This window comes from Streptomyces sp. NPDC005863 (assembly GCF_042871345.1).
Taxonomy (GTDB): Bacteria; Actinomycetota; Actinomycetes; order Streptomycetales; family Streptomycetaceae; genus Streptomyces.
In genome coordinates this window covers 32500-55236 of record NZ_JBIAII010000012.1, presented here as the reverse complement: position 1 = coordinate 55236, position 22737 = coordinate 32500, and the positions used below count along the sequence as shown (strand labels likewise).

Below are 22737 nucleotides of genomic sequence, written 5' to 3'. Positions count from 1 at the left end.
TACAGGCAAACCCCCCATCTTCCGCGAGTACGGAGGAACGTAACGATGCGTCAACTCCCCGCCCGCACCACCCGCCGAAGAGTGGTCGGATCCCTGGCCGCCGCCCTGCTGTGCGCCGCCGGGCTCGCCGCACCCGCCGCGGCACGTGACACCACCGAGCAGAGCCGGCCCGATGCCGGTGGCGTGCGGCTACCCGACGGGCTCGCGCTCACCCCGCCCATGGGGTTCAACAACTGGAACTCCACCCAGTGCCGTGCCGAGTTCGACGAGGCGATGGTCAAGGGGATCGCGGACATCTTCGTCGAGAAGGGCCTCAAGAAGGCCGGGTACCAGTACGTCAACCTCGACGACTGCTGGGCGCTTCCCGAGCGCGACGCGAACGGCAAGTTGGTGCCCGACCCGGCGCGGTTTCCCGGCGGCATCAAGGCAGTTGCCGACTACGTCCATTCCAAGGGGCTCAAGCTCGGCATCTACACCAGCGCGGGCACCAAGACCTGCAACTCCGCCGGTTTCCCCGGCGCGCTCGGCCATGAGCGCAGCGACGCACGGCAGTTCGCCGACTGGGGCGTCGACTACCTCAAGTACGACAACTGCAACAACCAGGGCGTGGACGCCCGGCAGCGGTACGTCGCCATGCGCGACGCGCTGAAAGCCGCCACCGAGACCACCGGGCGGCCCATCGTCTACAGCATCTGCGAGTGGGGCGAGAACAAGCCGTGGGAGTGGGCGGCGGACGTCGGCCACCTGTGGCGCACCACCAGTGACATCAGCGACAACTGGAGCTCCATGTTGTCGATCATGAAGCAGAACCTTCCGCTCGCGGAGCACGCCGGGCCCGGGCGGTGGAACGACCCGGACATGCTCGAAGTCGGCAACGGCGGCATGACGGACACCGAATACCGCACCCACTTCTCGATGTGGTCGATCATGGCCGCGCCGCTGCTCATCGGCTCCGACCTGCGCAAGGCCACGCCGGAGACCCTCGACATCCTCGGCAACGAAGAGGTCATCGCCGTCGACCAGGACCCCCTGGGCCGGCAGGGCCGGGTGGTCTCTTCGCAGGACGGGCGCTGGGTCGTCGCCAAGGAGATGAAGGACGGCAGCCGGGCCGTCGCCCTGTTCAACGAGACCGGCAGCCCGCAGACCGTCGCCACGACGGCACAGGAGACGGGCCTGCCCGACGCCGAGGCGTACACGCTGCGCGATCTGTGGCAGCACAGGAGCTACAACACCGCGGGCCGCATCGCGGCGACGGTTCCCGCGCACGGCACCGTACTGCTGCGCGTGACCGCGGACGGCGCGTGGGAGCACCAGCCGCCGGCCACCGAACTCGGCCTGGACGGCGACCTGTTGGTGGAGGCGGGAACGCCCGCCGAGGTCGCCTCCGAGGTCACCAACGCGGGCCGCACGTCCGCCCAGCGGGTCTCCGTGACGCTCGACGTCCCCAAGGGGTGGGCCGCGAAGGCCACGTCGCCGAACACGGTGAAGTCACTGCGGACCGGCGCGTCGCTCGCCACGTCCTGGAAGGTCACCGCGCCCGCCGACGCGAAGCCGGGGCCGTACGACGTGACCCTGAAGGCCACGTACCGCTCACCGCGTGGCGCGCACGCCGAACGGGTGCTGCCGCTCACCGCGCAGGTGGTCGTCGCACCGCCCTCGGGCACGTCGTCACTGGGCGACCAGCCGTGGCTCTCGGCGACCAACGGCTGGGGACCCGTCGAGCGCGACACCAGCAACGGCGAGCAGGAGGCGGGCGACGGCAACCCGCTCACCATCGGCGGGACGGTGTACGAGAAGGGTCTCGGCGTACACGCGGAGAGCGCCGTCGAGTACTACACCGGAGCGGCCTGCGAGAAGGTCACCGCGCAGGTCGGCGTCGACGACGAGAAGAGCGCGAAGGGTTCGGTCGCCTTCGAGATCTGGGCGGACGGGAAGAAGGCGGCCTCGACCGGCGTGCTCACCCCCGCCATGCCGGCGCAACCGCTGTCGGCGGACGTGCGCGGCGCCCGGGTCGTACGGCTCGTCGCCACGGACGGCGGGGACGGCGTCGACTCGGACCACGGCGACTGGGCGGACGCCAGGCTGAGTTGCTGAGTCACTGAGTGAGGGGGCGGGGAGGGAAGGCGCTGGGCAAGGTCCCGGCGCACGCCTCGTGGGCGAGGTCCCCCATGTACGCCTGGTGGGCGAGGTCCACCGCGCACACCTCGTCGGCAAGCCACCCGCGCACGCCTCGTACGCAAAGTCCCCCGCACACGCCTAGTACGGCCCCTCGTCTCATACGGTCAGCCCCCGCCCCGCCCGCACCCTCAGCCGCCCACCGCCGGCCGCAGGCCCACCGTCGCGCTCGGTTCCAGGGCGAGCGCGGCGGACGCCGCCCCCACCAGGCCCGCGTCCGTACCCGTCAGCGCGGGCGCGACGGTCAGCTGCCGTACGAAGGAGAGCGTGGCGTAGTCCCGCAGGTACCGGCGCAGCGGGGTGAAGAGCACGTCGCCCGCCTTCGCCACTCCCCCGCCGATCACGGCGATGTCGATCTCGACGAGCGTGGCCGTGGCGGCGATGCCCGCGGCCAGCGCCTGCGCCGCCCGCTCGAACGAGGCGAGCGCGACCGGGTCCCCGGCGCGCGCCGCCTCCGCCACCGCGGCGGCCGAGGTGTCGCCGTCGGGGCCCGGGTCCCAGCCGCCCTCCAGGGCGCGCCGCGCGATGTTCGGGCCACTGGCTATCCGCTCGACGCAGCCGCGCGCCCCGCACGGGCAGGGGTCGCCGTCGAGGTCCACGCTGATGTGACCGATGTGGCCAGCGTTGCCCGTGGGGCCGGGGTGGAGCTTGCCGCCCAGGACGAGCCCGCCGCCGACGCCCGTGGAGACGACCATGCACAGCGCGTTGTCGTGACCGCGGGCCGCGCCCTGCCAGTGCTCGGCCGCCGTCATCGCCACGCCGTCGCCGACCAGGGCGACGGGGAGTCCGCCGGTGGCCGCGCGGACCCGCTCGACCAGCGGATAGCCGCGCCAGCCGGGGACGTTGACGGGGCTGACCGTACCGGCCGACGCGTCCACGGGACCCGCGCTGCCGATGCCCACGGCCGTCGCCCGGCCCCACAGGTCGCTTGAGGCCAGTTCTCCGAGGACCTCCTCGACCGCCCGCATCACCGTGTCGCCGTCCTCGCGCGCGGGCGTCGGCCGCTGCGCGCGCAGGAGGAGCCGGCCGCGGCCGTCCACCAGGGCTCCGGCGATCTTGGTGCCGCCGATGTCGAGGGCGGCGACGAGGTCCATGTGCATCTGTGTCGGGTCTCCTGGTGTATCGGCAGGCCGGAGAGTGCGAAGGTCAGTCTCCCTTGCATCTGACAACGTTGTCCAGGCCCTATGCTCGACGCCACATGCTCATGCCCGTACCCGTGGAAGAAGCGTGGGCGTCCCGTGGGAACACTGTGGACGACTCCACGGACCCGAACCTCCGCGGACGGACTTTCGTGGACGACAGGACAGGACAGCGCACCGTGGCCGAGACCGCCGCCCGACGACCCGAGAACCGTTACGGCAACCGGCCGACCATGAAGGACGTCGCCGCGCGCGCGGGAGTCGGCCTGAAGACCGTCTCGCGCGTCGTGAACGGCGAGCCCGGCGTCACGCCCGACACCGAACGGCGGGTCCAGGAGGCCATCGACGCCCTGGGCTTCCGCCGCAACGACAGCGCGCGCGTGCTGCGCAAGGGGCGCACCGCCAGCATCGGCCTCGTCCTGGAGGACCTCGCCGACCCCTTCTACGGGCCGCTGAGCCGCGCGGTCGAGGAGGTGGCCCGCGAGCACGGGGCGCTGCTCATCAACGGGTCGAGCGCCGAGGACCCGGAGCGGGAGCAGGAGTTGGTGCTCGCGCTCTGCGCCCGGCGGGTGGACGGGCTCGTGGTGATCCCGGCCGGGGACGACCACCGCTACCTGGAGCCGGAGATCGCCGCGGGCGTCGCCACGGTCTTCGTCGACCGGCCCGCCGGGAAGATCGACGCGGACGTGGTGCTCTCCGACAGCTTCGGCGGCGCGCGGGACGGCGTCGCGCACCTCATCGCCCACGGGCACCGCCGCATCGGCTTCATCGGCGACCAGCCGCGCATCCACACCGCCATAGAGCGGCTGCGCGGCTACCGCGCGGCGATGGAGGACGCGGGCATCCCGGTCGACGAGGCGTGGGTGTCGCTCGGCGTCACCGACCCGGAGCGGGTGCGGACGGCGGCCGAGGCGATGCTGAGCGCACCCGACCCCGTCACGGCCGTCTTCGCGGGCAACAACCGTGTGACGGTCACCGTCGTCCGCGTCCTGGCGGCGCTCGACCGTCCCGTGGCGCTCGTCGGCTTCGACGACATCGAGTTGGCGGACCTGCTGAGCCCCGGCGTGACCGTGGTGGCACAGGACGCGGCGCAGCTGGGCAGGACGGCCGCGGAACGGCTGTTCCGCCAGCTGGACGGGGCGTCGGAGAGGCCGGAGCGGGTCGAACTGCCGACGCGGCTCATCACCCGCGGGTCGGGGGAACTGCCGCCGTCGCGGTGAGGGCACCCGTCCGGATCAGGGCGAGGATGGCGGCCCTCGGTCGGGGCCGGATCGCGGTCCCCGGTGGTGCGACATCCCGCGAGTTCCCCTGAAAACCCATCTTTGAACCGGTGCTGATCTTGCACACGCGCCCCGATGGCGGACTCGCTGCCCATGCGGCTCTGTGCCCGCGGTGGTTCGGCAGTGGGCTCTGCGGAGAGCTTTCGGGTGCTCCCTACGCCTTGGCGGAACGTCTTTCTGCGCCGGTACCTGCTGTGGTGGCCCCGTGGGCATGCGGGCCAACGTTGTGGTTGGCGCAGTTGGTGCCGCGGACGGGGAGAGGGGGATGCCGGTGGGCAAGACGAAGCAGATGTTGGCCATGCCGGTCCGGGGCCAGTGGTTTGCCCTGGACCAACTTCGGCGCCGATACGGACAGCAACGGCTCGATCAGCGCCCACAGTTCATCCGACACGGTCCACGGCCGTAGCTGGCCCGTCACTACCCAGACCTGTGCGCAAAGCGGCTGCACGTTTCATGATCAGCAACTGTTGTAAAAGCCAGTCGACTGCTCGACTTGAGTACGGCTACTCAGGCGTCGGCCACAGCCGCCGCCTACCGTCAGCCGCATGTTAAGGATTCGTCCAAGGAGCGCCCGACTTTCCGGCCGGTCCCTCCGGTACGCCGCCGCAGGGCTGGTCACCGTGACGCTGCTGATCGGCAGCGCCGTCATGGTGCGGGCCGTCTTGAGCGACGTGTGGAACGGGTCACCGTATCCGTCGGCCGAGCCGGACGCCGTCGCGCAGCGGCTCATGGTCCGTTCCGACGACGTGTACGACAGCTTCGCGGTCGACGTAGCGGTAGATGTCTCCGGCAGGGTCGAGACCGGAGCCTGCTATTACCGCGGGCTGCGCGGCATCGCCCACATCGACGAAGCGCGCGACGACGTCCGCAGCTTCGGAATCGACTGGAGCGTGCCCGACGTCCCCGAAGCTACCGCCCGCGAGGCGCAGTTGCGCGTGCGCGAACGGCTCGAGCGGCGGCACTGGAAGCTCACACATGAAGACGACCGCGCAGGTTCGACCTTGCGTGAGCGGGGCTTCCGGTATGAGGACCCTCAGGGCGGCGATCAGGTCGACGTACGGTGGAACGACTCGACGAGGACGCTGTTCGTCAGCGTCTATGCGCCCTGCACCCGGGTTCCGGATGCGTTCGACGAGTATGACTGGCCCGAGGCTGAGTGGCGTCCGAAGGGGTGAGCGGGCACTCCTTTGCCAGGTAGGAGGCGATATAACCGCGTGGCCTTGGCGATCAAGCGCGTCAGCCCGAGTCGACGTCCGCCGCCTAGTGCCAGTTCGAGCGGAGCAACTCGCTCTACGCGGCCGCCAAGGCGGGGCATCACAGCCGTACTCGCCGCCTGGAGCGTTCAGATAGCCACCACCGTCCTGGCCTCCGCCACGGGTCCCGCCTGAACGCTCCGGACGAGCGGGCGCCCGGCCCACCGCTCCATCCACACCCCGCAGCCGCACGCGGCCATACGGCAGATCGACCGGACCATCACAGTCCGTCAAGTCGCCGCCACCGTCCCGAAGTCAACGTCAGACTATGACGCCGGGAAGATCCACGACAGCACCGCCGGGCGCGAAATACTGTTCCGGCTTCGCCTGACGCACCCCGAAATCGCCATCGCCTGGGCGAAGTCCTTACTCGACCTGAGCACCAAGACCGTGAGCAGGCCAAAAGGCGTACAAGGCTTCGACGCTGCGGGACTAAGAGACACTCCCGCAGCACTCGGAAGGGATGCTCACCATCGCGGCCAACACGCTCATGACCAGCAGGAAGCGGCCGAGCTCAGCCAGTCCCGCCGCCCCGGCGGCAAGCTCATGCTCGTCCTGTGATCGCCCTGCCGGCCTGACAGAGAAGAGCGTTCCTGGACCCTCGGGTCCCGCTGAAGAACCTTCAGTTTCCGTGAACTCGCGGGGGTCCGGGGGCCGGACCGCGATCCCCGGTCAGAGCCAGAAGGCGATGGCCAGCTCGATCAGGGTGCTGAGAGCGATCAGGCCGCCCGCGACGCCGGCGATGACGGCCGCTCTCGCGGTGGCCGGCCTGCGTTCGCGCCAGCCCAGCTCCTCGGCCGCGCCCCGGATCAGGCGGTGGCCGTCGGACGACGAGAAGGAGAAGCGGGTGCCGCCCGGCGATGTGCCCCAGGTCCGGTATCTGCTGCGGCCGATCTCCACCTTGAGGCCCTGCCCGGCGAGCGAGCCGTGCTGCCGGGTGCGGACCACGTCCGTCAGGGTGAACGTGCCTTCCCGCGCGAGGAGTTCGACGCGGTACGTGTGCAGCACCTCCACGCTGCGGGTCGACTGCGGGACGTCCACGACGAGGTCGAAGCCGCGCTCCGTCCGCCGCAGGCGGTACGCCGACCCGGCGGTCGCGGCGGCCAGCCGGGCGTACAGCGCCTCGGGGCCACCGCCCGCGCGGGGCGTGTTCATCCGATCGCTCCCCTTCTCGTCCGGCTCAGCAGGTCGGCAGGCCCGGCAGCGGCTTGTCGTTGTCGCCGCCCTTGAGGTAGACGTCGCTGACGAAGACGTTGGTGTTGCCGCTGTCGTCGTCCGTCTTCGCCCACCAGACGTTGGTCCACCGCCCGTACGTCTCGCGGCGGCCCAGGTTCTGCTGGCAGTAGAAGTAGTTGGCGCCCTTGTTGAGGGTGCCGACCTGCGCGCCGCCCGCCGTGTACGACTGCGCGGTGCGCCACACGTCGCAGTTGAACTTGCCGCCACCCGCCGGATGACAGACGGGGGCCGGTGCCGAACCGCCGCCGCCACCGCCTGACGGACCGCCCGAACCGCCCTTCGTCGGCTTGGAGTTGGGGTCGGGGCGTGCGCCGGACGGGTCGCCGTCCTTGCCCTTCCCCTTCCTCCCGCCCTCGCCCTTCTCCGCGCCGGACGAGTCCTTGTCGGCAGCGTCCTTCGCGTCGTCGGCGTGTTTCCCGTCCGGCTTGCGGGACTTCCCGTCCCCCTGCTGCGAGGGCTTGGGGCGCTTCGATGCGCCGCCGAGCGGGCCGCGGCTGTCGTCGTCATCGGACGAGCCCGCGCGCCCCGGGGCTGCCGCGTCCTGCCGAGCTTGACTGCCGCCGTCCTCCTTGGCGTTGAGGACGGCGACGGTGACACCGGTCGCCGCGAGGACGACGGCCACCGCGGCGGCGACCGGCACGGCGCGGCCGCGGCGCGGGCGGTTGCGGGTGGCCCGGGTCTCGGCGCGACTGGGGGACGCGGGCGCCGGCGCGGGCCCGGCCGACATCTGGTGTTGTACGTGTTGTACGTGTTGTACGTAGGGGTCGCGGGCCTGCGGCGCGGGGCTCGCCATCTGTCCGGGCCCGGACCCGTGCCCGTATCCCGCTCCCGTTCCCCCGACCGCTCCCCCGCCCGCGAGCGGCGGTCCGAAGCCCGGCGGGGGCGCGCTGGAAATACTGCGTTCCGTGGTCGCGTACGGCGCCGCCACCGACGCCACCGACGCCACCCCGGCGAGCAGCCGCCCCGCGGCGTCCGCGTCCGGGCGCGTCTGCGGGTCCTTGTGCATGAGCTGCTGCAGTACGGGCGTCAGCGGCCCCGCACGCCGGGGCTCGGGCAGCGGGTCGGCCACGATCGCGGTGAGCGTGGACCACGTCGACGTACGACGGAAGGGCGATGCGCCCTCGACCGCGGCGTACAGCGTGGCGCCGAGTGCCCAGACGTCGGAGGCGGGGCCCGGGTCGTGGCCCTGGGCGCGCTCGGGCGCCAAGTAGTCCAGGGAGCCGACCAGTTCACCGCTGCGGGTGAGGTGCGTGGCCGAGCCGTCGCCCGGGTCGTCCATCGTGGCGATGCCGAAGTCGGTGAGGACGACGCGGCCCCCGGCCTCCAGCAGGATGTTGCCCGGCTTCACGTCGCGGTGCAGGACGCCCACCCGGTGCGCGGCGGCCAGGGCCTCCATGACCTTGGCGCCGATACCGGCGGCCTCGCGGGGGTCGAGCGTGCCTCGGTCGCGCAACACGTCGTCCAGGGAGGGGCCGTCCACGAGTTCCATGACGATGAGGGGGCGCCCGTCGACCTCCGTCACGTCGTGCACCGCGACGACGCCGGCGTGCCGCACGCGGGCGGCCGCGCGCGCCTCGCGCTGCATCCGCAGGCGCAGATCGGCCAGTTCGGGTCCTGCCGCGTCCGTGTAGGTGCGCAGCTCCTTGACCGCGACCTCGCGGTGCAGCACCTCGTCGACGGCGCGCCACACGACCCCCATGCCGCCGCGCCCCAGTTGTGCCACGACGCGATAGCGCCCGGCGAGGAGTCTGCCGACCCCGTCCGTCTGTTCCTGGTCCCCCGAATGCACCGCTGCCCCGTTCCTGCGACACCACGTTCCGTGGCGTACAGAGTACGGGGCAGTTGTGACAGGCAGGGACCGCTGTTACGTGCCTGACACCGGCAGGCCGTCCGGCTACTTGCCCGACACGGTGAGGTCGCCGCGGCGCGGGCCCGAGAAGCCCTGCAGACGGGCCAGGGTGAGGCCGGTGAGGCGGGTCACCTCGCCGGCGTCCAAGGCGCCGCAGTCCAGGCCGCGCAGCAGATAGCCGGCGAGGGCCTTGGCGGTGGCGGGCTCGTCGGCGACGCCGCCGCCCTCGTGGTGACCGGCGTAGGCGGCCAGGCGCGCGGCGGCCGCCTCGAAGCCCTCGCGGTAGAACGCGAACACGGCGGCGTAGCGGGTGGGGATGTGGCCGGGGTGCATGTCCCAGCCCTGGTAGTACGCGCGGGCCAGGGCGCGCCGGGTGAGGCCGTAGTGCAGCCGCCAGGCGTCGTGGACCTGCTCGGCGGTGCCGACGGGCAGCACGTTGGTGGAGCCGTCGGAGACGCGGACGCCGGTACCGGCGGCGGCGACCTGCATGACGGCCTTGGCGTGGTCGGCGGCCGGGTGGTCGCTGGCCTGGTAGGCGGCGCTGACGTGCAGACAGGCGCTGTAGTCGAAGGTGCCGTAGTGCAGGCCGGTGGCGCGGCCCTCGGCGGCCTGGATCATCCGGGCGACGGCGGCGGTGCCGTCCGTGGCCATGATCGACTGGCTGGTCTCGATCTGGATCTCGAAGCCGATGCGCCCGCGCTCCAGGCCGCGCGCCTTCTCGAACTCCTCCAGGAGCCGCACCATCGCGGTGACCTGCTCGGGGTACGTCACCTTGGGCAGCGTCAGGACGAGGCCGTCGGGGAGGCCGCCGGCCTCCATGAGGCCGGACAGGAAGATGTCGAGGGTGCGGATGCCGCGGTCGCGTACCGCCTCCTCCATGCACTTCATGCGGATGCCCATGTACGGGGCGGCGGTGCCGTTCTTGTACGCCTCGGCGACGAGCCGGGCCGCGCGGGCGGCGTCCTGGTCCTCGTCGGCGCCCTTGTAGCCGTCCTCGAAGTCGATGCGCAGGTCCTCGACCGGCTCGCGCTCCAGCTTGGCGCGCACGCGCGTGTAGACGTCGTCGGCGAGCGCGCCGTCCAGGCCGAGGACGGCGGCGAAGGCGGCCGCGTCGGGGGCGTGCTCGTCGAGCATCTCCAGGGCCTTGTCGCCCCAGGTGCGCAGGGAGTCCGCGGTGAACTGTTCACCGGGCACGTACACGGTGTGGACGGGCTGGCGGGTGCCTGGGTCTCCCGGGTAGAGGCGCTCCAGCTTCGCGTCGACGGGGGCGAGGGAAGCGCTGATGCCCTCGCTGACCGTGCCGGCGAGGCTCGTTGCCACCTTCTCTTGCTGACCCATTCCTGCATCCTCCACACGCTCGGTGCCGCGCCCGGCATTTCCGCTCCACGGAATCAACAATCCGTATAGCGAAGTTATCCGTGACCTTCGTGCAGGTCAACACCCTCCCGTGTCCTGCATCCGTACCCGACCTCGCGGCTTCACGCGTGTCCCGGGCCGCGCGGGGCGCCGACGCCGACAGGGTGGCCCCATCCTCCCCGCGTGCCCCGGTGCGTCCCCACGCGGGTCCGAACCCAAGGAGACCGCGTACCGATGCCGATCGACTCCCCCTTCACGCGCCGTTCCGGACTGCGCGCGCTCGCCGCGGGCGCGGCCCTCCCGCTGTTCGGCTCGGCACTGTCGGCGACCCCCGCGCACGCCGCCCCGGCGCCGGAGGCGGCCCGGCTGGAGGTCATGTCGTTCAACCTGCGCTTCGCCAGCAGCAAACCGCCGCACACCTGGGCCGAGCGCCGCCCGGTGACGCGGGAGCTGCTGCTGCGCGCCAAGCCGCACGTCATCGGCTCCCAGGAGGGCCTCTACTTCCAGCTGCAGGACATCGAGGCCGATCTCGGCGCCGACTACGACTGGGTCGGCACCGGCGTCGGCGGCGGCAGCCGCGACGAGTTCATGGCCGTCTTTTATGACAACCGCCGCTTGTTCCCGCTCGAATACGAACACTTCTGGCTCTCGGACACGCCGTACACCATCGCCTCGAACACCTGGGGCGCCAACTCGCCCCGCATGGCCACCTGGGTGCGCTTCCTCGACCTGGTCACCAACACCCAGTTGTACGTCCTCAACACGCACCTCGACCACGTCAGCCAGAACGCGCGCGAGCGTTCGGCGACCCTCATGGCCGAGCGCATCGCCTTGATGAAGACGAGCACGCCGCTCATCGTGACGGGCGACTTCAACGCGACGGCGCACGACAGCGCCGTGTACACCACGATGCTGGGCGCCGGCCTCGTCGACACCTGGGACGCCGCGAAGGAACGCGGGCCGGCCTACGGCACGTTCGGCGGCCACAAACCGCCCGTCGTGGGGGCCGGGCGCATCGACTGGATCCTGACCAGGCCGACGGCGCAGGTGCACTCGGCCTCGGTGAACACGTTCACGCTCGGCGGGCAGTACCCGAGCGACCATCTGCCGATCCAGGCGACGCTGACGCTGTGACGCGCGCGGGCGCCGCCCGACGCACCGAGGCCCCCGTTCCGCGCGGTGCGGGACGAGGGCCTCAGGGACCGACGGGGTCAGCCCTTGCGGGCCTTGACCTCTTCGGTGAGCGCGGGGACGACCTCGAAGAGGTCGCCGACCACGCCGTAGTCGACCAGGTCGAAGATCGGGGCCTCGGCGTCCTTGTTGACGGCCACGATGGTCTTCGAGGTCTGCATGCCCGCGCGGTGCTGGATCGCGCCGGAGATGCCGGAGGCGATGTACAGCTGCGGGGAGACCGACTTGCCGGTCTGGCCCACCTGGTTGGAGTGCGGGTACCAGCCGGCGTCGACCGCGGCGCGCGAGGCGCCGACGGCGGCACCGAGCGAGTCGGCGAGCGCCTCGATGATCGCGAAGTTCTCGGCGCCGTTGACGCCGCGGCCGCCGGAGACCACGATCGCGGCCTCGGTCAGCTCGGGGCGCCCCGTCGACTCGCGCGGGGTGCGCGAGACGACCTTGGTGCCGGTGGACTTCTCGGAGAACGAGACGGTGAGGGCCTCGACGGTGCCCGCGGCCGGGGCGGCCTCCACGGCGGCCGAGTTCGGCTTGACCGTGATGACCGGGGTGCCCTTGGAGACCCGGGACTTGGTGGTGTACGAGGCGGCGAACGCGGACTGCGTGGCCACCGGACCCTCGTCGCCGGCCTCGAGGTCGACGGCGTCGGTGATGATGCCGGAGCCGATGCGGACGGCGAGGCGGCCGGCGATCTCCTTGGCCTCGGCGGACGACGGGACGAGCACGGCGACCGGCGAGACGGCCTCGTACGCGGCCTGCAGCGCGTCCACCTTCGGTACGACGAGGTAGTCGGAGAACTCGGGGGCGTCGGCGGTGAGGACCTTGACCGCGCCGTGCTCGGCGAGCGTGGCGGCGGTGGCCTCGGCGCCGGTGCCGAGGGCGACGGCGACGGGCTCGCCGACGCGGCGGGCCAGGGTCAGCAGCTCCAGGGTGGGCTTGCGGACGGCGCCGTCCACGTGGTCGACGTAGACGAGAACTTCAGCCATGGGACTTCAATCTCCTGCGATTACGAAGAAGTTGGGGCGGTTGAGGGGGTGACTGAAGCTCAGATGAACTTCTGGCCGGCGAGGTACTCAGCCAGCTGCTTGCCGCCCTCGCCCTCGTCCTTGACGATCGTTCCGGCCGTGCGGGCCGGACGCTCGGCGGCGGAGTCGACCTTGGTCCAGGCACCCGCGAGGCCGACCTCTTCGGCCTCCAGGTCCAGGTCGTCCAGGTCGAGCGACTCCACCGGCTTCTTCTTGGCGGCCATGATGCCCTTGAAGGACGGGTAGCGGGCCTCGCCCGACTGGTCCGTCACGGACACGACGGCCGGCAGGGAGGCCTCCAGCTGCTCGCTGGCGGCGTCGCCGTCACGGCGGCCCTTGACGGTGCCGTCCGCGACGGAGACCTCGGAGAGCAGCGTGACCTGCGGGACGCCCAGGCGCTCGGCGAGGATCGCCGGCAGCACGCCCATGGTGCCGTCCGTCGAGGCCATGCCGGTGATGACCAGGTCGTAGCCGGTCTTCTCGATGGCCTTGGCGAGCACCAGCGAGGTGCCCATCACATCGGTGCCGTGCAGGTCGTCGTCCTCGACGTGGACGGCCTTGTCGGCGCCCATGGAGAGCGCCTTGCGCAGCGCGTCCTTGGCGTCCTCGGGGCCGACGGTCAGCACGGTGATCTCCGCGTCGTCCGCCTCGTCGGCGATCTGCAGCGCCTGCTCGACCGCGTACTCGTCGAGCTCCGAAAGGAGGCCGTCGACGTCGTCGCGGTCGACGGTCAGGTCATCGGCGAAGTGCCGGTCGCCGGTGGCGTCGGGCACGTACTTCACACAGACAACGATCCTCAAGCTCACGCCGGCTCTCCTACTGCATCGTCTTTACTGGGCTGCTGCCTTGGCTTATGGCTACTGCCTTCTTGCAGCAGCATAGGCGCCTGAAGCGGCGGATCCCGGTCGGGGCGGCCCGCGCTCCGACCGAAATATTACTCATGAGTACACCCAGTTCATTCCCGCTGAGCAAGCGCTTTGAACTGTGACGTTCCCAACGCTCCGTGAGCGCCCGACAGCCGCCCCCACCGGGAACTTTCAGTCGCGCAGCGCGTTGAAGCGGCCCTGGTGGTACAGGAGCGGGCGCCCCTCGCCCGCGCGGTCGCCGACGACCGCCTCCGCCAGGACGATGCGGTGATCACCCGCGGGTACGCGCGCGACGATCCGGCAGACCAGCCAGGCGAGCACCCCGTCGAGCACGGGCACCCCTTCCGGCCCCTCGCGCCACTGGGTGGCCGGGCCGAAACGGTCGGCTCCGCTGCGCGCGAACGTGGCCGCGAGCTCCTGCTGGTGCTCGCCGAATATGTGCACGCCGACGTGGGTGGCCTCGGAGACAGCGGGCCAGCTGGAGGAGCCGGTGCCGATGCCGAAGGAGACCACCGGGGGCGTGGCGGAGACCGAGGTGAGCGAGGTGGCGGTGAAGCCGACGGGGCGCGTGCCCTGGGCGGCGGTGATCACCGCGACGCCCGCCGCGTGCTGCCGGAAGACCGAGCGCAGCAGGTCGGGGGTGGCGAGTTGGGGTGTGCCGAGGGCCGTCGATGCCGTCATGGAGTTGTCCTTCTGCCGGAGGTACGAGCGAAGACGTCGGTGCTCAGCGGCGCGGACAGCGCGCGCTGGCGTGGCGGGCGAGGTCCACGTGGACGCGCTCGTACAGAAGGAGGTCCCGAGGCATGACAGCAGGCTCCCGACAGATGCCGCATGCGGTCAAGTCCTTTCCGGGAGATGAAAGATGCGTCACGCCCCACGGGCCCCGCCACCCCCGGTGACCTGCGGGTCGAGCGGTCACACCGCCTCGCCGAGCGCGGCGATCACATCGGCCTTGCGGGGCTGTCCGGCGGCACGGCGCACCTCGTGACCTGCCGCGTCCAGGACGAGCACGGTGGGGGTCTTCACCACGCGCAGTTCGCGGACGAGGTCGAGCCGGGCCTCGGCGTCGATCTCGACGTGGGCCACGCCGGGGACCAGTGCGGCCACGTCCGCGAGGACTCTGCGCGTCGCCCGGCAAGGCTGGCAGAAGGCGCTGGAGAACTGAACGAGCGTCGCCCGCTCCCCCAGCCGCTCGCCGATGTCGCTCGCGCCGAGCGGCCGCCCGCCGTCGCGTCCTGGCACGTCCTTGCCTCCCGCCCCGAGGGCCTGGTTCCCGATCATTCCCCTGTACAGCACGGGTGGGCCCGCAAACATTCCTACGTGACGAGAATCTCCCGGATCTGCGGCACCAAGGCTGGTCAGCCGTCCGTTCTTGGGGCACGATCTGCGCAACGCCGAAAAACCTACGGCTGCGTAACCTCCCGCCGGGAGCCCCCTCCCCAGGCAGAAACGAAGGGCCCTCCCCACCCATGGCAGAGCTTGTCTACCGTCCGGTCATCGGTGCCGCGAAAACCCTGTTCAAGGCATGGGACCTGAAGATCGACTGCAAAGGGTCGGAGAATATCCCACGCTCCGGCGGTGCGGTCCTCGTCAGCAACCACATCAGCTATCTCGACTTCATCTTCGACGGTCTCGCCGCCCTGCCGCAGAAGCGCCTGGTCCGCTTCATGGCGAAGGACTCGGTGTTCCGGCACAAGATCTCGGGGCCGCTGATGCGCGGGATGAAGCACATCCCCGTCGACCGCGCGCAGGGCGAGACGGCGTACACGCACGCGCTCGACTCGCTGCGCTCCGGGGAGATCATCGGGGTCTTCCCCGAGGCCACGATCTCGCAGTCGTTCACCCTGAAGACGTTCAAGTCCGGCGCCGCGCGGCTGGCCCAGGAGGCCGGGGTGCCGCTGATCCCGATGGCCCTGTGGGGAACCCAGCGGCTGTGGACCAAGGGCCACCCGCGCAACTTCCGGCGCAGCCACCTGCCGATCACGATCCGTGTGGGCGAGCCGGTGGAGGCCCCCAAGGACCAGTACGCGGGCGCGATCACGCGGCGGCTGCGCGAGCGCTGCCAGGAGCTCCTCGAGGCCGCCCAGCGCGCCTATCCGGTGCGCCCCAAGGGCCCGGACGACACGTGGTGGATGCCGGCCCACCTCGGCGGGACCGCGCCGACCCCGGCCGAGGTGAAGGCCGCAGAGGCGACCTGACTACTCCGGCGCGCGGACGCTGATCCGGGCGCCGGGGCTGAACTTCGCCAGGAGCTCGGCGAGTTCGGCGCCCGCGGCCTCCAGGCCGGCGTCCGGACCCATGCCCTCCAGCAGGAAGACCGCGTTCACCGACTCCTCGGTGAGAGCGGTGCGTGGACCCTGGCGCCAGTTCCACCGCCGGCAGGTGACGCCCTTGCCGTCACACCACACGACCTCGCCCGCGCCGGGGTTCTCGACGACCCGCTCGCCCCCCGCGGTGGTCACGAACTCCTCGTCGCCGGTGGCCCGCACCAGCCGCATGCCGCCCTCGATCCGGTCCAGGTCCTCGCCGCCCACGGGGATCAGGTGGGCCACGCTGATCGCGTTGTAGAGGTCGACGAGGACGTTGATCCGGGGCAGCCCGCCCTCGGCGAGCGCCCGCTTGGCCAGCGCCTCGGCGGAGTTGCGGGTACGCGAGGGCTTCGCGCCGAACGCGCTGTAGGCGGCGCGCCACGCGACCATGTGCGGGTCCTCGTGCGGGGCACGCCCGTCGAGGCGTGCGGCAAGGCGGCGGGCCGCGTCGTCGAGGAGCGCCGAAGTGTCGTCGGTGCTGGGGCCGTTGACGAGCCCGTGGGCCTCGATGGCGACGTGGGTGAAGCCGGGCGCGAGGGCGCGCACCTCGTCGGAGACGGTGAGCGCGAGGGGTTCGGAGGACGGAAGGGTCATCGGATGCCTTGCTGCGTCGGGGCTGCTCAGAGCGCGTCGGGAAGGTTCTCCCACAGATACAGCCGGTCCGGGGCGTCCTTCAGGACGCGCAGGACCGCCGGATGCGGTGCAGCAAAGAGTACGGGATGGTCCATCTCACTGTCCTTGGCGTCCGGCGCGTAGGCCAACTGCTCGCCGCTCAGGGAGAACTGGGCGTCGACGCCCGGTTTGTTGCCGCGGCAGTCCTGCCGGTGCCACGCGCCGTGGAAGCGCACGGCGACCAGGCCGTGCAGACAGTGCCCGGTGCCCGCGTCGTGGGTCAGCCGCTGGTAGCAGAGCGCGGTGGGGATGTCCTCGGCCCGCAGGAGCGCGGCGAGGGCGTGTGCCTTGGCGTGACAGATTCCGGTGCGCTTCGCCAGCACGTCCGAGGCGCGCCAGGTGACGCGCGGATCGCCGCTGTCCGCGGAGTGCGGGATGCTGTCGCGCACGAATTCGTAGGCAGCCTGGGCGTATACGTATGAATCGGCCGCGTGCTCCGCGAGGCGCGCGGAGGTCTCGCGAACGAGCGGGTGATGGTGGTCTATGACCTCATCGGCCGCCAAGTACGCCGAGAGGTCGGGGTTCTCCTGGATGAGCTGCATGGCACCGGAGCATAGGAATACGGCCGACCGTACGTCAATGACTTTACGGTCAACCGTATATCTATGCAGTCAGCGCGCCATCTCCTCCTTGAGCGCCACGAGGAAGCCGTCGACGTCCTCCTCGCGGGTGTCGAACGCGCACATCCAGCGGACGTCACCCGCCGCCTCGTCCCAGAAGTAGAAGCGGTAGCGCTTCTGCAGGCGCTCGCTCACGTCGTGCGGCAGCCGCGCGAAGACGGCGTTGGCCTGCACGGGGTAGAGGATCTCCACGCCGTGCACGGACCGGACGCCCTCCGCGAGGCGCTGGGCCATCTCGTTGGCGTGCCGGGCGTTGCGCAGCCACAGGTCCTTGCCGAGCAGGGCCTCCAACTGCACCGAGACGAAACGCATCTTGGAGGCGAGCTGCATGGACATCTTGCGCAGGTGCTTCATGTGGCGGACGGCGTCCTGGTTGATGACCACCACCGCCTCGCCGAACAGCGCGCCGTTCTTGGTGCCGCCGAGGGAGAGGATGTCGACGCCCACCGCGTTCGTGAACGTCCGCATGGGGACGTCGAGCGCGGCCGCGGCGTTGGCTATCCGGGCGCCGTCGAGGTGCACCTTCATGCCCAGCTGGTGGGCGTGGTCGCAGATCGCGCGGATCTCGTCGGGCGTGTAGAGCGTGCCCAGCTCGGTGTTCTGCGCGATCGAGACGACCTGCGGCATCGCGCGGTGCTCGTCGTCCCAGCCGAAGGCCTGTTTGTCGATCAGCTCGGGGGTGAGCTTGCCGTCCGGCGTGGGCACGGTCAGCAGCTTGAGGCCGGCCATGCGCTCGGGGGCGCCGCCCTCGTCCACGTTGATGTGCGCGGACTCGGCGCAGATCACCGCGCCCCAGCGGTCGGCGACCGCCTGGAGCGCCACGACGTTGGCACCCGTGCCGTTGAAGACCGGGAAGGCCTCGGCGGTGGGGCCGAAGTGGCCGCGGATCACCTGCTGGAGGTGGGCCGTGTAGTCGTCCTCGCCGTACGCGATCTGGTGGCCGCCGTTGGCGAGCGCGAGCGCGGCCATCACCTCCGGGTGGGCGCCCGCGTAGTTGTCGCTCGCGAAGCCGCGGACGTCCGGGTCGTGGTGGCGCCGGGCGTCGGTCTTCGGAGGGTTCACGGCTTCTCGGTCAGCCACAGGCGGTTTCCGTTCACTTCTGCGGCGGGCCGCTCCCAGACGCCGGCGATGGCCTCGGCCAGCTCCTTGACGTCCGTGAAGCCCGCGAACTTCGCGTTGGGCCGCTCCGCGCGCATCGCGTCGTGCACCAGCGCCTTGACCACCAGGATCGCAGCCGCCGCCCGCGGCCCGTCCTCGCCCCCCGCCTTGCGGAAGGCGTCCGCGAGGGCGAGCGTCCAGGCCTCGGCGGCCGCCTTGGAGGCGGAGTACGCCGCGTTGCCCGCGGTGGGCTTGCCGGCCCCCGCCGCGCTGATCAGCAGATAGCGGCCGCGGTCGCTGCGCCGCAGGCCGTCCTCGAACGCGAGCGAGGTGTGCTGCACGGTGCGGATCAGGAGCTTTTCGAGCAGGTCCCAGTCGGCGAGGTCGGTCTCGGCGAAGCTCTTGCTGCCGCGCCAGCCGCCGACGAGGTGGACCAGGCCGTCGATCCGCCCGAACTCCCTCTCCGTGCGCGTGGCCCACTCGCGGGTCGCGTCCAGATCCAGCAGGTCGACCGTGTCACCGATCACCGTCGCGCCGCCGTGCGCGTACCGCGCGGCGTCCACCGCTTCGGCGAGGCGTCCGGCGTCGGCGTCCGAGGCCACGACGGTGGCGCCCGCCTCGGCCAGCCTGAGCAGTGTGGCCTGTCCCGCGGGCCCGGCCGCGCCGGCCACCGCGATCACGGCTCCATCGAGTGCGGACATGGTCCTCGCCTCCTCCTGGCGGCCGCTCACGCGGCGACCTTCTCGGCGTCCGAGGAAGCAGTGATCCCCTTCGTGGAGGCGATCACGTTCTTGAGCTTCTTGGAGAGCGCCTCATAGAACATGCTGAGCGGAAACTCGTCGGGAAGCACCTCGTCGACGAGTTTGCGCGGCGGAAGCGAGGTGTCCAGGGCGTCCGGGCCCTTGGCCCAGCGCGATCCGGGGTGCGGGGCGAGGTAGCGGGAGACCAGGTCGTACGCCGCGAACCAGTGGACCAGCTTCGGGCGGTCGATGCCGGCCCGGTAGAGGTCCTCGATCTCGGCGCACAGCTGGTTGGTGACCAGCGGGGCGCGCTCCCAGTCGATCCGGAGCTGGTTGTCGGTCCAGCGGACCACGTCGTGCTTGTGCAGGTAGGCGAAGAGGAGCTGGCCGCCGAGGCCGTCGTAGTTCTTGACGCGGTCGCCGGTGACCGGGAAGCGGAACATCCGGTCGAAGAGCACGGCGTACTGCACGTCGCGCGCCTGCGGGACGCCCTCGGCCTCCAGCTTCACGGCCTCCTTGAAGGCGGTGAGGTCGCAGCGCAGCTCCTCCAGGCCGTACATCCAGAACGGCTGGCGCTGCTTGATCATGAACGGGTCGAACGGCAGGTCGCCGTGGCTGTGGGTGCGGTCGTGGACCATGTCCCACAGGACGAACGCCTGCTGGCAGCGGTCCTGGTCGCCGACCATCTCACGGATGTCGTCGGGCAGTTCGAGCCCGAGGAGGTCCACGGCGGCCTCGGTGACGCGGCGGAAGCGGGCCGCCTCGCGGTCGCAGAAGATGCCGCCCCAGGAGAAGCGCTCGGGGGCCTCGCGCACGGCGATGGTCTCGGGGAAGAGGACGGCCGAGTTCGTGTCGTACCCGGCGGTGAAGTCCTCGAAGGTGATGCCGCAGAAGAGCGGGTTGTCGTAGCGCGTGCGCTCCAGCTCGGCCAGCCACTCGGGCCAGACCATGCGCAGCACGACCGCCTCGAGGTTGCGGTCGGGGTTGCCGTTCTGCGTGTACATCGGGAAGACCACGAGGTGCTGCAGGCCGTCCTCGCGGTGCGCCGCGGGCTGGAAGGCGAGCAGCGAGTCGAGGAAGTCCGGCACCCGGAAACCGCCGTCGGCCCAGCGGCGCAGGTCCGCGACGAGCGCCCGGTGGTACGCGGCGTCGTGCGGGAGGAGCGGGGAGAGCTCCTCGACCGCGGATATGACGCGTCCCACGGCGAGTTCGGCGGTGCCCTGCGCCGGGGCGCCGTCCGCCTCGAAGTCGATGGAACCGTCGGCCGACTGCCAGGGCCGGATGTCCTCCACGGCGTCCTTGAGCACCGGCCACGCCGGGTGGTCCACCACACGCCCTTCAGCGGAAGGAACCGCACCCTCCGTACCCGACTGCACAAGAATTTCCGTCATAACCCATCCTCCACGGGAGAACCTCGCGTCAGCACACCGTATGCGGGCGAGGTTCTCCGGGACAAGGGGGGTCCCGGGAAATCATCCTGTGCGACCCCCTGCCCCACCGCTGTTTTTCCTGCGGGTCGCCGTCGAACCGATCGCTTCTGCCACATCGGCCAGCGCACTCCCGGCGTCGGGCAGCAGCTCCGGGAAGCCCAGGAAGCCGTGGAACATCCCCGGGTGGTGGGCCAGGGCGACGTGCACACCGGCTGCCCGCAACCGCTCCGCGTACGCCAGCCCTTCGTCGCGCAGCGGGTCGCAGCCGGCGGTGACGAGGTGGGCGGGCGGCAGCCCGGTGAGGTCGGCGGCTCGCAGCGGGGAGGCGAGGGGGTGAGTGCCGCCGCCGTCGGGGCCGAGGTACTGCCGCCAGAACCAGCGCAGGTGCGCGGCGGTCAGGAAGTACCCGTGCGCGTTCTCGCGGTACGAGGCGGTGTTCTGGGCGGCATCCAGGAGCGGGTAGATCAGCACCTGCAGGGCGAGCGCGGGGCCGCCCGCGTCGCGCGCCCGGAGCGCCACGGCGGCGGCGAGCCCGCCCCCGCTGCTGTCTCCTGCGGTGACGAGAGCGCCCGGGTCACCGCCGAGCGCGGCGCTCCGGTCCGCGGCCCAGCACAGCGCCGCGTACGCGTCGTCGACGGCCGCCGGGAAGCGGTGTTCGGGCGCCAAGCGGTACGCGACGGAGACGACCGCGGCGCCCGATCGCGCGGTCAGCCGACGGGCCGTGGCGTCGTGGGAGTCGAGGCCGCAGAGCGTGTAGCCGCCGCCGTGGAAGAAGACGACGGTCGGGCGCGGCCCGGGGCGGCGCCGCGGGTCCGGGAGGTAGACGCGTACGGGGATCTCGGGCGCGCCCGGCGGCCCCGGGACGGTCCGGTCCGCCACCGAGCCGACGGCGGGCCGCTCGGCCCTCCTGTGCGCCGCCGTGTGGGAGGCGGCGAGGATCCGCCGCGCCTCGGCGGCGTCGGTGACGGCGCCACCGAGGTCGGGGAAGCCGGCGCTCAGGGCGGAGACCAGGGGGCGGGCGAGGGGGTCGAGACGGTCCGGCGCGGAGGGAGGGCGAGCCTGTGCGCACGGAGGGTGAGCCGGGGCGGGGGTGCGGTGGTCCGGCGCGGGGGTGCGGTGGTCCGGGGTGTTCGCCGCTTCGGACCGCATCAGGACGTGGCCGCTTCCTGGGCGCGGAAGTACGGGATGACCTTCTCGCCCCACTGCCGCAGGGTCTCCAGGCAGGCCTCCTGCGGGACGGTGCCCATCTGGACGAGGCACATGATCTCGTCGGCGCCCGCGTCGCGCAGACGCTCCACGTGGGCGATGGCGTCGTCCGCGGTGCCGTAGGCGTGGTCGGCGTTGAACGTGGCGGTCGAGGTGGGCCGCACCGGTATGTCGTGTTCGTGCAGCCGCGCGACGACCTGCTCGGCGGCCCTGCGCATCTCGGCCGCCTCGTCGCTGCCCTCGACGACGGCCTCGTCGGGGATGCCCGCGCCGCCGTACCAGTGCCCGATGGACTGGGCGAAGAACCGCTGCCCCCGGATGCCCACGCGCCGCGCCGCCTCCCGGTCGTCCAGCACGATGGTCGGGCAGAGCACGGAGAAGTGGTCGTTGACCGCGCTCGACACGAACCGCGCGCCGGTGCGGGCCGCGAGGGCGGTGTCGTACGCCCGGCGCATGTCGGCGATCGCATCGGGGCCCGCGAACCCCATGACCAGGGCGCCGACGCCGAGTTCGGCGGCCTGCCGAAGCGTCTCGGTGCGGCTGCACGCGAGGAAGAGCGGGGGGTGCGGGGTCTGCGCGGGGCGGGGCAGGATCGGGTGCGGGCCGATGTCGAGGAGCGCGCCGTGGTGCTCCAGCTCCTCCTTCTCCCAGGCCTTGCCGATGATCCGCAGCGCCTCTTCGACCTCCTGCGTCGTACGGTCCCTGTCGACCCCGCACAGCGACGTCTCCTGCTCGGTGCCGCCCCGGCCCGCGCCCAGGTCGAGCCGTCCGCCGGAGAGCAGGTCCAGCATGGCGGCGCGCTCGGCGACCCGCGCCGGGTGGTTGAAGTTGAACGGCATGCAGACGACGCCGTGCCCGATCCTGATGGTGCTGGTGCGCGCGGCGACCCAGGTCAGGAAGATCTCCGGCGCGCTCATGTGCGCGTACCACTTGAGCGAGTGGTGCTCCACCGCCCATATCCGGTCGAAGCCCATGGCCTCGGCGAGTACGGCCTGTTCGACGCAGTCGTGGATGAGCCGGTGCTCGCGTTCGACGGTGGGGTCGGCGAGCTGCGCCTCGAAGATGACGGAGAACTTCATGTGCCCTCCAGGGTGTGGTGCCCTCGGTGCCATGCCCGCGGTGCCCGCACGGCACGGCCTTTGTTTCGATCAGCCATATGACTAGTCGTCACATCGTCAACATGCAAGGGATCCCACAGGGGCATTTCTCGTTGCGGCCCCTGGCCTGGAAGCGCCTCGGCGGGTCGCGGAGCCACCGGGCGGGGCATGACATCGGCAACCGGTCGCGTTACGGTC

The 22737-nt window shown here is 71.5% G+C and carries 21 protein-coding genes; 5 read left to right on the top strand and 16 right to left on the bottom strand.

Translation table 11 applies throughout. From position 1 onward, the window contains the following. The first annotated feature begins 45 nt into the window (after positions 1 to 45). Positions 46 to 2094, top strand: coding sequence for an NPCBM/NEW2 domain-containing protein (locus ACFYO9_RS32110; RefSeq protein WP_358775440.1), 2049 nt, complete (start codon positions 46 to 48; stop codon positions 2092 to 2094). 1 nt (position 2095) lies between these two features. Here ACFYO9_RS32110 and ACFYO9_RS32105 read toward each other — a convergent pair whose 3' ends face one another. Together ACFYO9_RS32105 and ACFYO9_RS32100 are read right to left on the bottom strand one after the other, a co-directional pair. Further along, positions 2096 to 2227 carry a hypothetical protein gene (locus tag ACFYO9_RS32105; protein WP_358775438.1) on the bottom strand — a complete coding sequence of 44 codons (132 nt, stop codon included), beginning with the start codon at positions 2225 to 2227 and terminating at the stop codon, positions 2096 to 2098. Between the two features lie 79 nt (positions 2228 to 2306). After that, a complete protein-coding gene (locus tag ACFYO9_RS32100) occupies positions 2307 to 3275 on the bottom strand; it encodes an ROK family protein (protein ID WP_358775436.1) in 969 nt (322 codons plus the stop codon). A 191-nt stretch (positions 3276 to 3466) separates the two neighbouring features. Here ACFYO9_RS32100 and ACFYO9_RS32095 point away from each other — a divergent pair, with 191 nt between their 5' ends. Together ACFYO9_RS32095 and ACFYO9_RS32090 are read left to right on the top strand one after the other, a co-directional pair. Then, complete coding sequence (locus ACFYO9_RS32095) at positions 3467 to 4534, top strand: LacI family DNA-binding transcriptional regulator (protein ID WP_358775434.1); 1068 nt, start codon at positions 3467 to 3469, stop codon at positions 4532 to 4534. A gap of 680 nt (positions 4535 to 5214) precedes the next feature. Next, entirely contained in the window at positions 5215 to 5769 is a 555-nt protein-coding gene (locus ACFYO9_RS32090; protein WP_358775432.1) for a hypothetical protein, read from the top strand. A 750-nt stretch (positions 5770 to 6519) separates the two neighbouring features. On the opposite strand, the gene ACFYO9_RS32085 is transcribed toward ACFYO9_RS32090, so the two are convergent. The 3 genes from ACFYO9_RS32085 to ACFYO9_RS32075 all read right to left on the bottom strand — a co-directional run bounded on the left by ACFYO9_RS32085 (position 6520) and on the right by ACFYO9_RS32075 (position 10270). Beyond that, entirely contained in the window at positions 6520 to 7002 is a 483-nt protein-coding gene (locus ACFYO9_RS32085; protein WP_358775430.1) for a hypothetical protein, read from the bottom strand. Between the two features lie 25 nt (positions 7003 to 7027). Beyond that, entirely contained in the window at positions 7028 to 8872 is a 1845-nt protein-coding gene (locus ACFYO9_RS32080; protein WP_358775428.1) for a serine/threonine-protein kinase, read from the bottom strand. A gap of 105 nt (positions 8873 to 8977) precedes the next feature. After that, complete coding sequence (locus tag ACFYO9_RS32075; RefSeq protein WP_358775426.1) at positions 8978 to 10270, bottom strand: DUF6986 family protein; 1293 nt, start codon at positions 10268 to 10270, stop codon at positions 8978 to 8980. Positions 10271 to 10522: 252 nt separating this feature from the next. Between ACFYO9_RS32075 and ACFYO9_RS32070 the strand changes: the two genes are divergently transcribed. After that, complete coding sequence (locus tag ACFYO9_RS32070) at positions 10523 to 11422, top strand: endonuclease/exonuclease/phosphatase family protein (RefSeq protein WP_355813061.1); 900 nt, start codon at positions 10523 to 10525, stop codon at positions 11420 to 11422. A 77-nt stretch (positions 11423 to 11499) separates the two neighbouring features. On the opposite strand, the gene ACFYO9_RS32065 is transcribed toward ACFYO9_RS32070, so the two are convergent. The 4 genes from ACFYO9_RS32065 to ACFYO9_RS32050 form a co-directional block, all read right to left on the bottom strand. After that, complete coding sequence (locus ACFYO9_RS32065; protein WP_355813064.1) at positions 11500 to 12462, bottom strand: electron transfer flavoprotein subunit alpha/FixB family protein; 963 nt, start codon at positions 12460 to 12462, stop codon at positions 11500 to 11502. Positions 12463 to 12521: 59 nt separating this feature from the next. Continuing rightward, the gene (locus ACFYO9_RS32060; protein ID WP_358775423.1) at positions 12522 to 13307 is read right to left on the bottom strand and encodes an electron transfer flavoprotein subunit beta/FixA family protein; all 786 of its coding nucleotides are present in this window, start codon (positions 13305 to 13307) and stop codon (positions 12522 to 12524) included. Positions 13308 to 13538: 231 nt separating this feature from the next. Then, a complete protein-coding gene (locus ACFYO9_RS32055; protein WP_358775421.1) occupies positions 13539 to 14048 on the bottom strand; it encodes a flavin reductase family protein in 510 nt (169 codons plus the stop codon). A 234-nt stretch (positions 14049 to 14282) separates the two neighbouring features. Further along, the gene (locus ACFYO9_RS32050; RefSeq protein WP_358775419.1) at positions 14283 to 14648 is read right to left on the bottom strand and encodes a thioredoxin family protein; all 366 of its coding nucleotides are present in this window, start codon (positions 14646 to 14648) and stop codon (positions 14283 to 14285) included. A 188-nt stretch (positions 14649 to 14836) separates the two neighbouring features. Between ACFYO9_RS32050 and ACFYO9_RS32045 the strand changes: the two genes are divergently transcribed. After that, positions 14837 to 15565 carry a lysophospholipid acyltransferase family protein gene (locus ACFYO9_RS32045; RefSeq protein WP_358775417.1) on the top strand — a complete coding sequence of 243 codons (729 nt, stop codon included), beginning with the start codon at positions 14837 to 14839 and terminating at the stop codon, positions 15563 to 15565. On the opposite strand, the gene ACFYO9_RS32040 is transcribed toward ACFYO9_RS32045, so the two are convergent. From ACFYO9_RS32040 to ACFYO9_RS32010, 7 genes are all read right to left on the bottom strand, one after another. Then, positions 15566 to 16270 carry a phenylalanine--tRNA ligase beta subunit-related protein gene (locus ACFYO9_RS32040; RefSeq protein ID WP_355813078.1) on the bottom strand — a complete coding sequence of 235 codons (705 nt, stop codon included), beginning with the start codon at positions 16268 to 16270 and terminating at the stop codon, positions 15566 to 15568. A 26-nt stretch (positions 16271 to 16296) separates the two neighbouring features. Next, positions 16297 to 16890 carry a transglutaminase domain-containing protein gene (locus ACFYO9_RS32035; RefSeq protein WP_358775415.1) on the bottom strand — a complete coding sequence of 198 codons (594 nt, stop codon included), beginning with the start codon at positions 16888 to 16890 and terminating at the stop codon, positions 16297 to 16299. 69 nt (positions 16891 to 16959) lie between these two features. Beyond that, a complete protein-coding gene (locus ACFYO9_RS32030; RefSeq protein WP_355813084.1) occupies positions 16960 to 18030 on the bottom strand; it encodes a low specificity L-threonine aldolase in 1071 nt (356 codons plus the stop codon). After that, a complete protein-coding gene (locus ACFYO9_RS32025; RefSeq protein ID WP_358775413.1) occupies positions 18027 to 18767 on the bottom strand; it encodes an SDR family NAD(P)-dependent oxidoreductase in 741 nt (246 codons plus the stop codon). The genes ACFYO9_RS32030 and ACFYO9_RS32025 overlap by 4 nt, the downstream gene beginning before the upstream one ends. Positions 18768 to 18793: 26 nt before the next feature. Beyond that, positions 18794 to 20197, bottom strand: coding sequence for a DUF6421 family protein (locus ACFYO9_RS32020; RefSeq protein WP_355813090.1), 1404 nt, complete (start codon positions 20195 to 20197; stop codon positions 18794 to 18796). Positions 20198 to 20278: 81 nt separating this feature from the next. After that, positions 20279 to 21385: an alpha/beta hydrolase gene (locus ACFYO9_RS32015; RefSeq protein ID WP_358775410.1), complete on the bottom strand. Its 1107-nt coding sequence runs from the start codon at positions 21383 to 21385 to the stop codon at positions 20279 to 20281. Further along, the gene (locus ACFYO9_RS32010) at positions 21385 to 22521 is read right to left on the bottom strand and encodes an LLM class flavin-dependent oxidoreductase (RefSeq protein ID WP_358775408.1); all 1137 of its coding nucleotides are present in this window, start codon (positions 22519 to 22521) and stop codon (positions 21385 to 21387) included. The genes ACFYO9_RS32015 and ACFYO9_RS32010 overlap by 1 nt, the downstream gene beginning before the upstream one ends. Between the last annotated feature and the right edge of the window lie 216 nt (positions 22522 to 22737).

Coding starts and splice junctions, on each gene's coding strand:
- ACFYO9_RS32065 (WP_355813064.1), bottom strand. CDS start 12,462: ATGGCTGAAGTTCTCGTCTACGTCGACCACGTGGACGGCGCCGTCCGC.
- ACFYO9_RS32020 (WP_355813090.1), bottom strand. CDS start 20,197: ATGACGGAAATTCTTGTGCAGTCGGGTACGGAGGGTGCGGTTCCTTCC.
- ACFYO9_RS32110 (WP_358775440.1), top strand. CDS start 46: ATGCGTCAACTCCCCGCCCGCACCACCCGCCGAAGAGTGGTCGGATCC.
- ACFYO9_RS32070 (WP_355813061.1), top strand. CDS start 10,523: ATGCCGATCGACTCCCCCTTCACGCGCCGTTCCGGACTGCGCGCGCTC.
- ACFYO9_RS32085 (WP_358775430.1), bottom strand. CDS start 7,002: ATGAACACGCCCCGCGCGGGCGGTGGCCCCGAGGCGCTGTACGCCCGG.
- ACFYO9_RS32010 (WP_358775408.1), bottom strand. CDS start 22,521: ATGAAGTTCTCCGTCATCTTCGAGGCGCAGCTCGCCGACCCCACCGTC.
- ACFYO9_RS32050 (WP_358775419.1), bottom strand. CDS start 14,648: ATGATCGGGAACCAGGCCCTCGGGGCGGGAGGCAAGGACGTGCCAGGA.
- ACFYO9_RS32025 (WP_358775413.1), bottom strand. CDS start 18,767: ATGTCCGCACTCGATGGAGCCGTGATCGCGGTGGCCGGCGCGGCCGGG.
- ACFYO9_RS32040 (WP_355813078.1), bottom strand. CDS start 16,270: ATGACCCTTCCGTCCTCCGAACCCCTCGCGCTCACCGTCTCCGACGAG.
- ACFYO9_RS32035 (WP_358775415.1), bottom strand. CDS start 16,890: ATGCAGCTCATCCAGGAGAACCCCGACCTCTCGGCGTACTTGGCGGCC.
- ACFYO9_RS32075 (WP_358775426.1), bottom strand. CDS start 10,270: ATGGGTCAGCAAGAGAAGGTGGCAACGAGCCTCGCCGGCACGGTCAGC.
- ACFYO9_RS32015 (WP_358775410.1), bottom strand. CDS start 21,385: ATGCGGTCCGAAGCGGCGAACACCCCGGACCACCGCACCCCCGCGCCG.
- ACFYO9_RS32045 (WP_358775417.1), top strand. CDS start 14,837: ATGGCAGAGCTTGTCTACCGTCCGGTCATCGGTGCCGCGAAAACCCTG.
- ACFYO9_RS32055 (WP_358775421.1), bottom strand. CDS start 14,048: ATGACGGCATCGACGGCCCTCGGCACACCCCAACTCGCCACCCCCGAC.
- ACFYO9_RS32100 (WP_358775436.1), bottom strand. CDS start 3,275: ATGCACATGGACCTCGTCGCCGCCCTCGACATCGGCGGCACCAAGATC.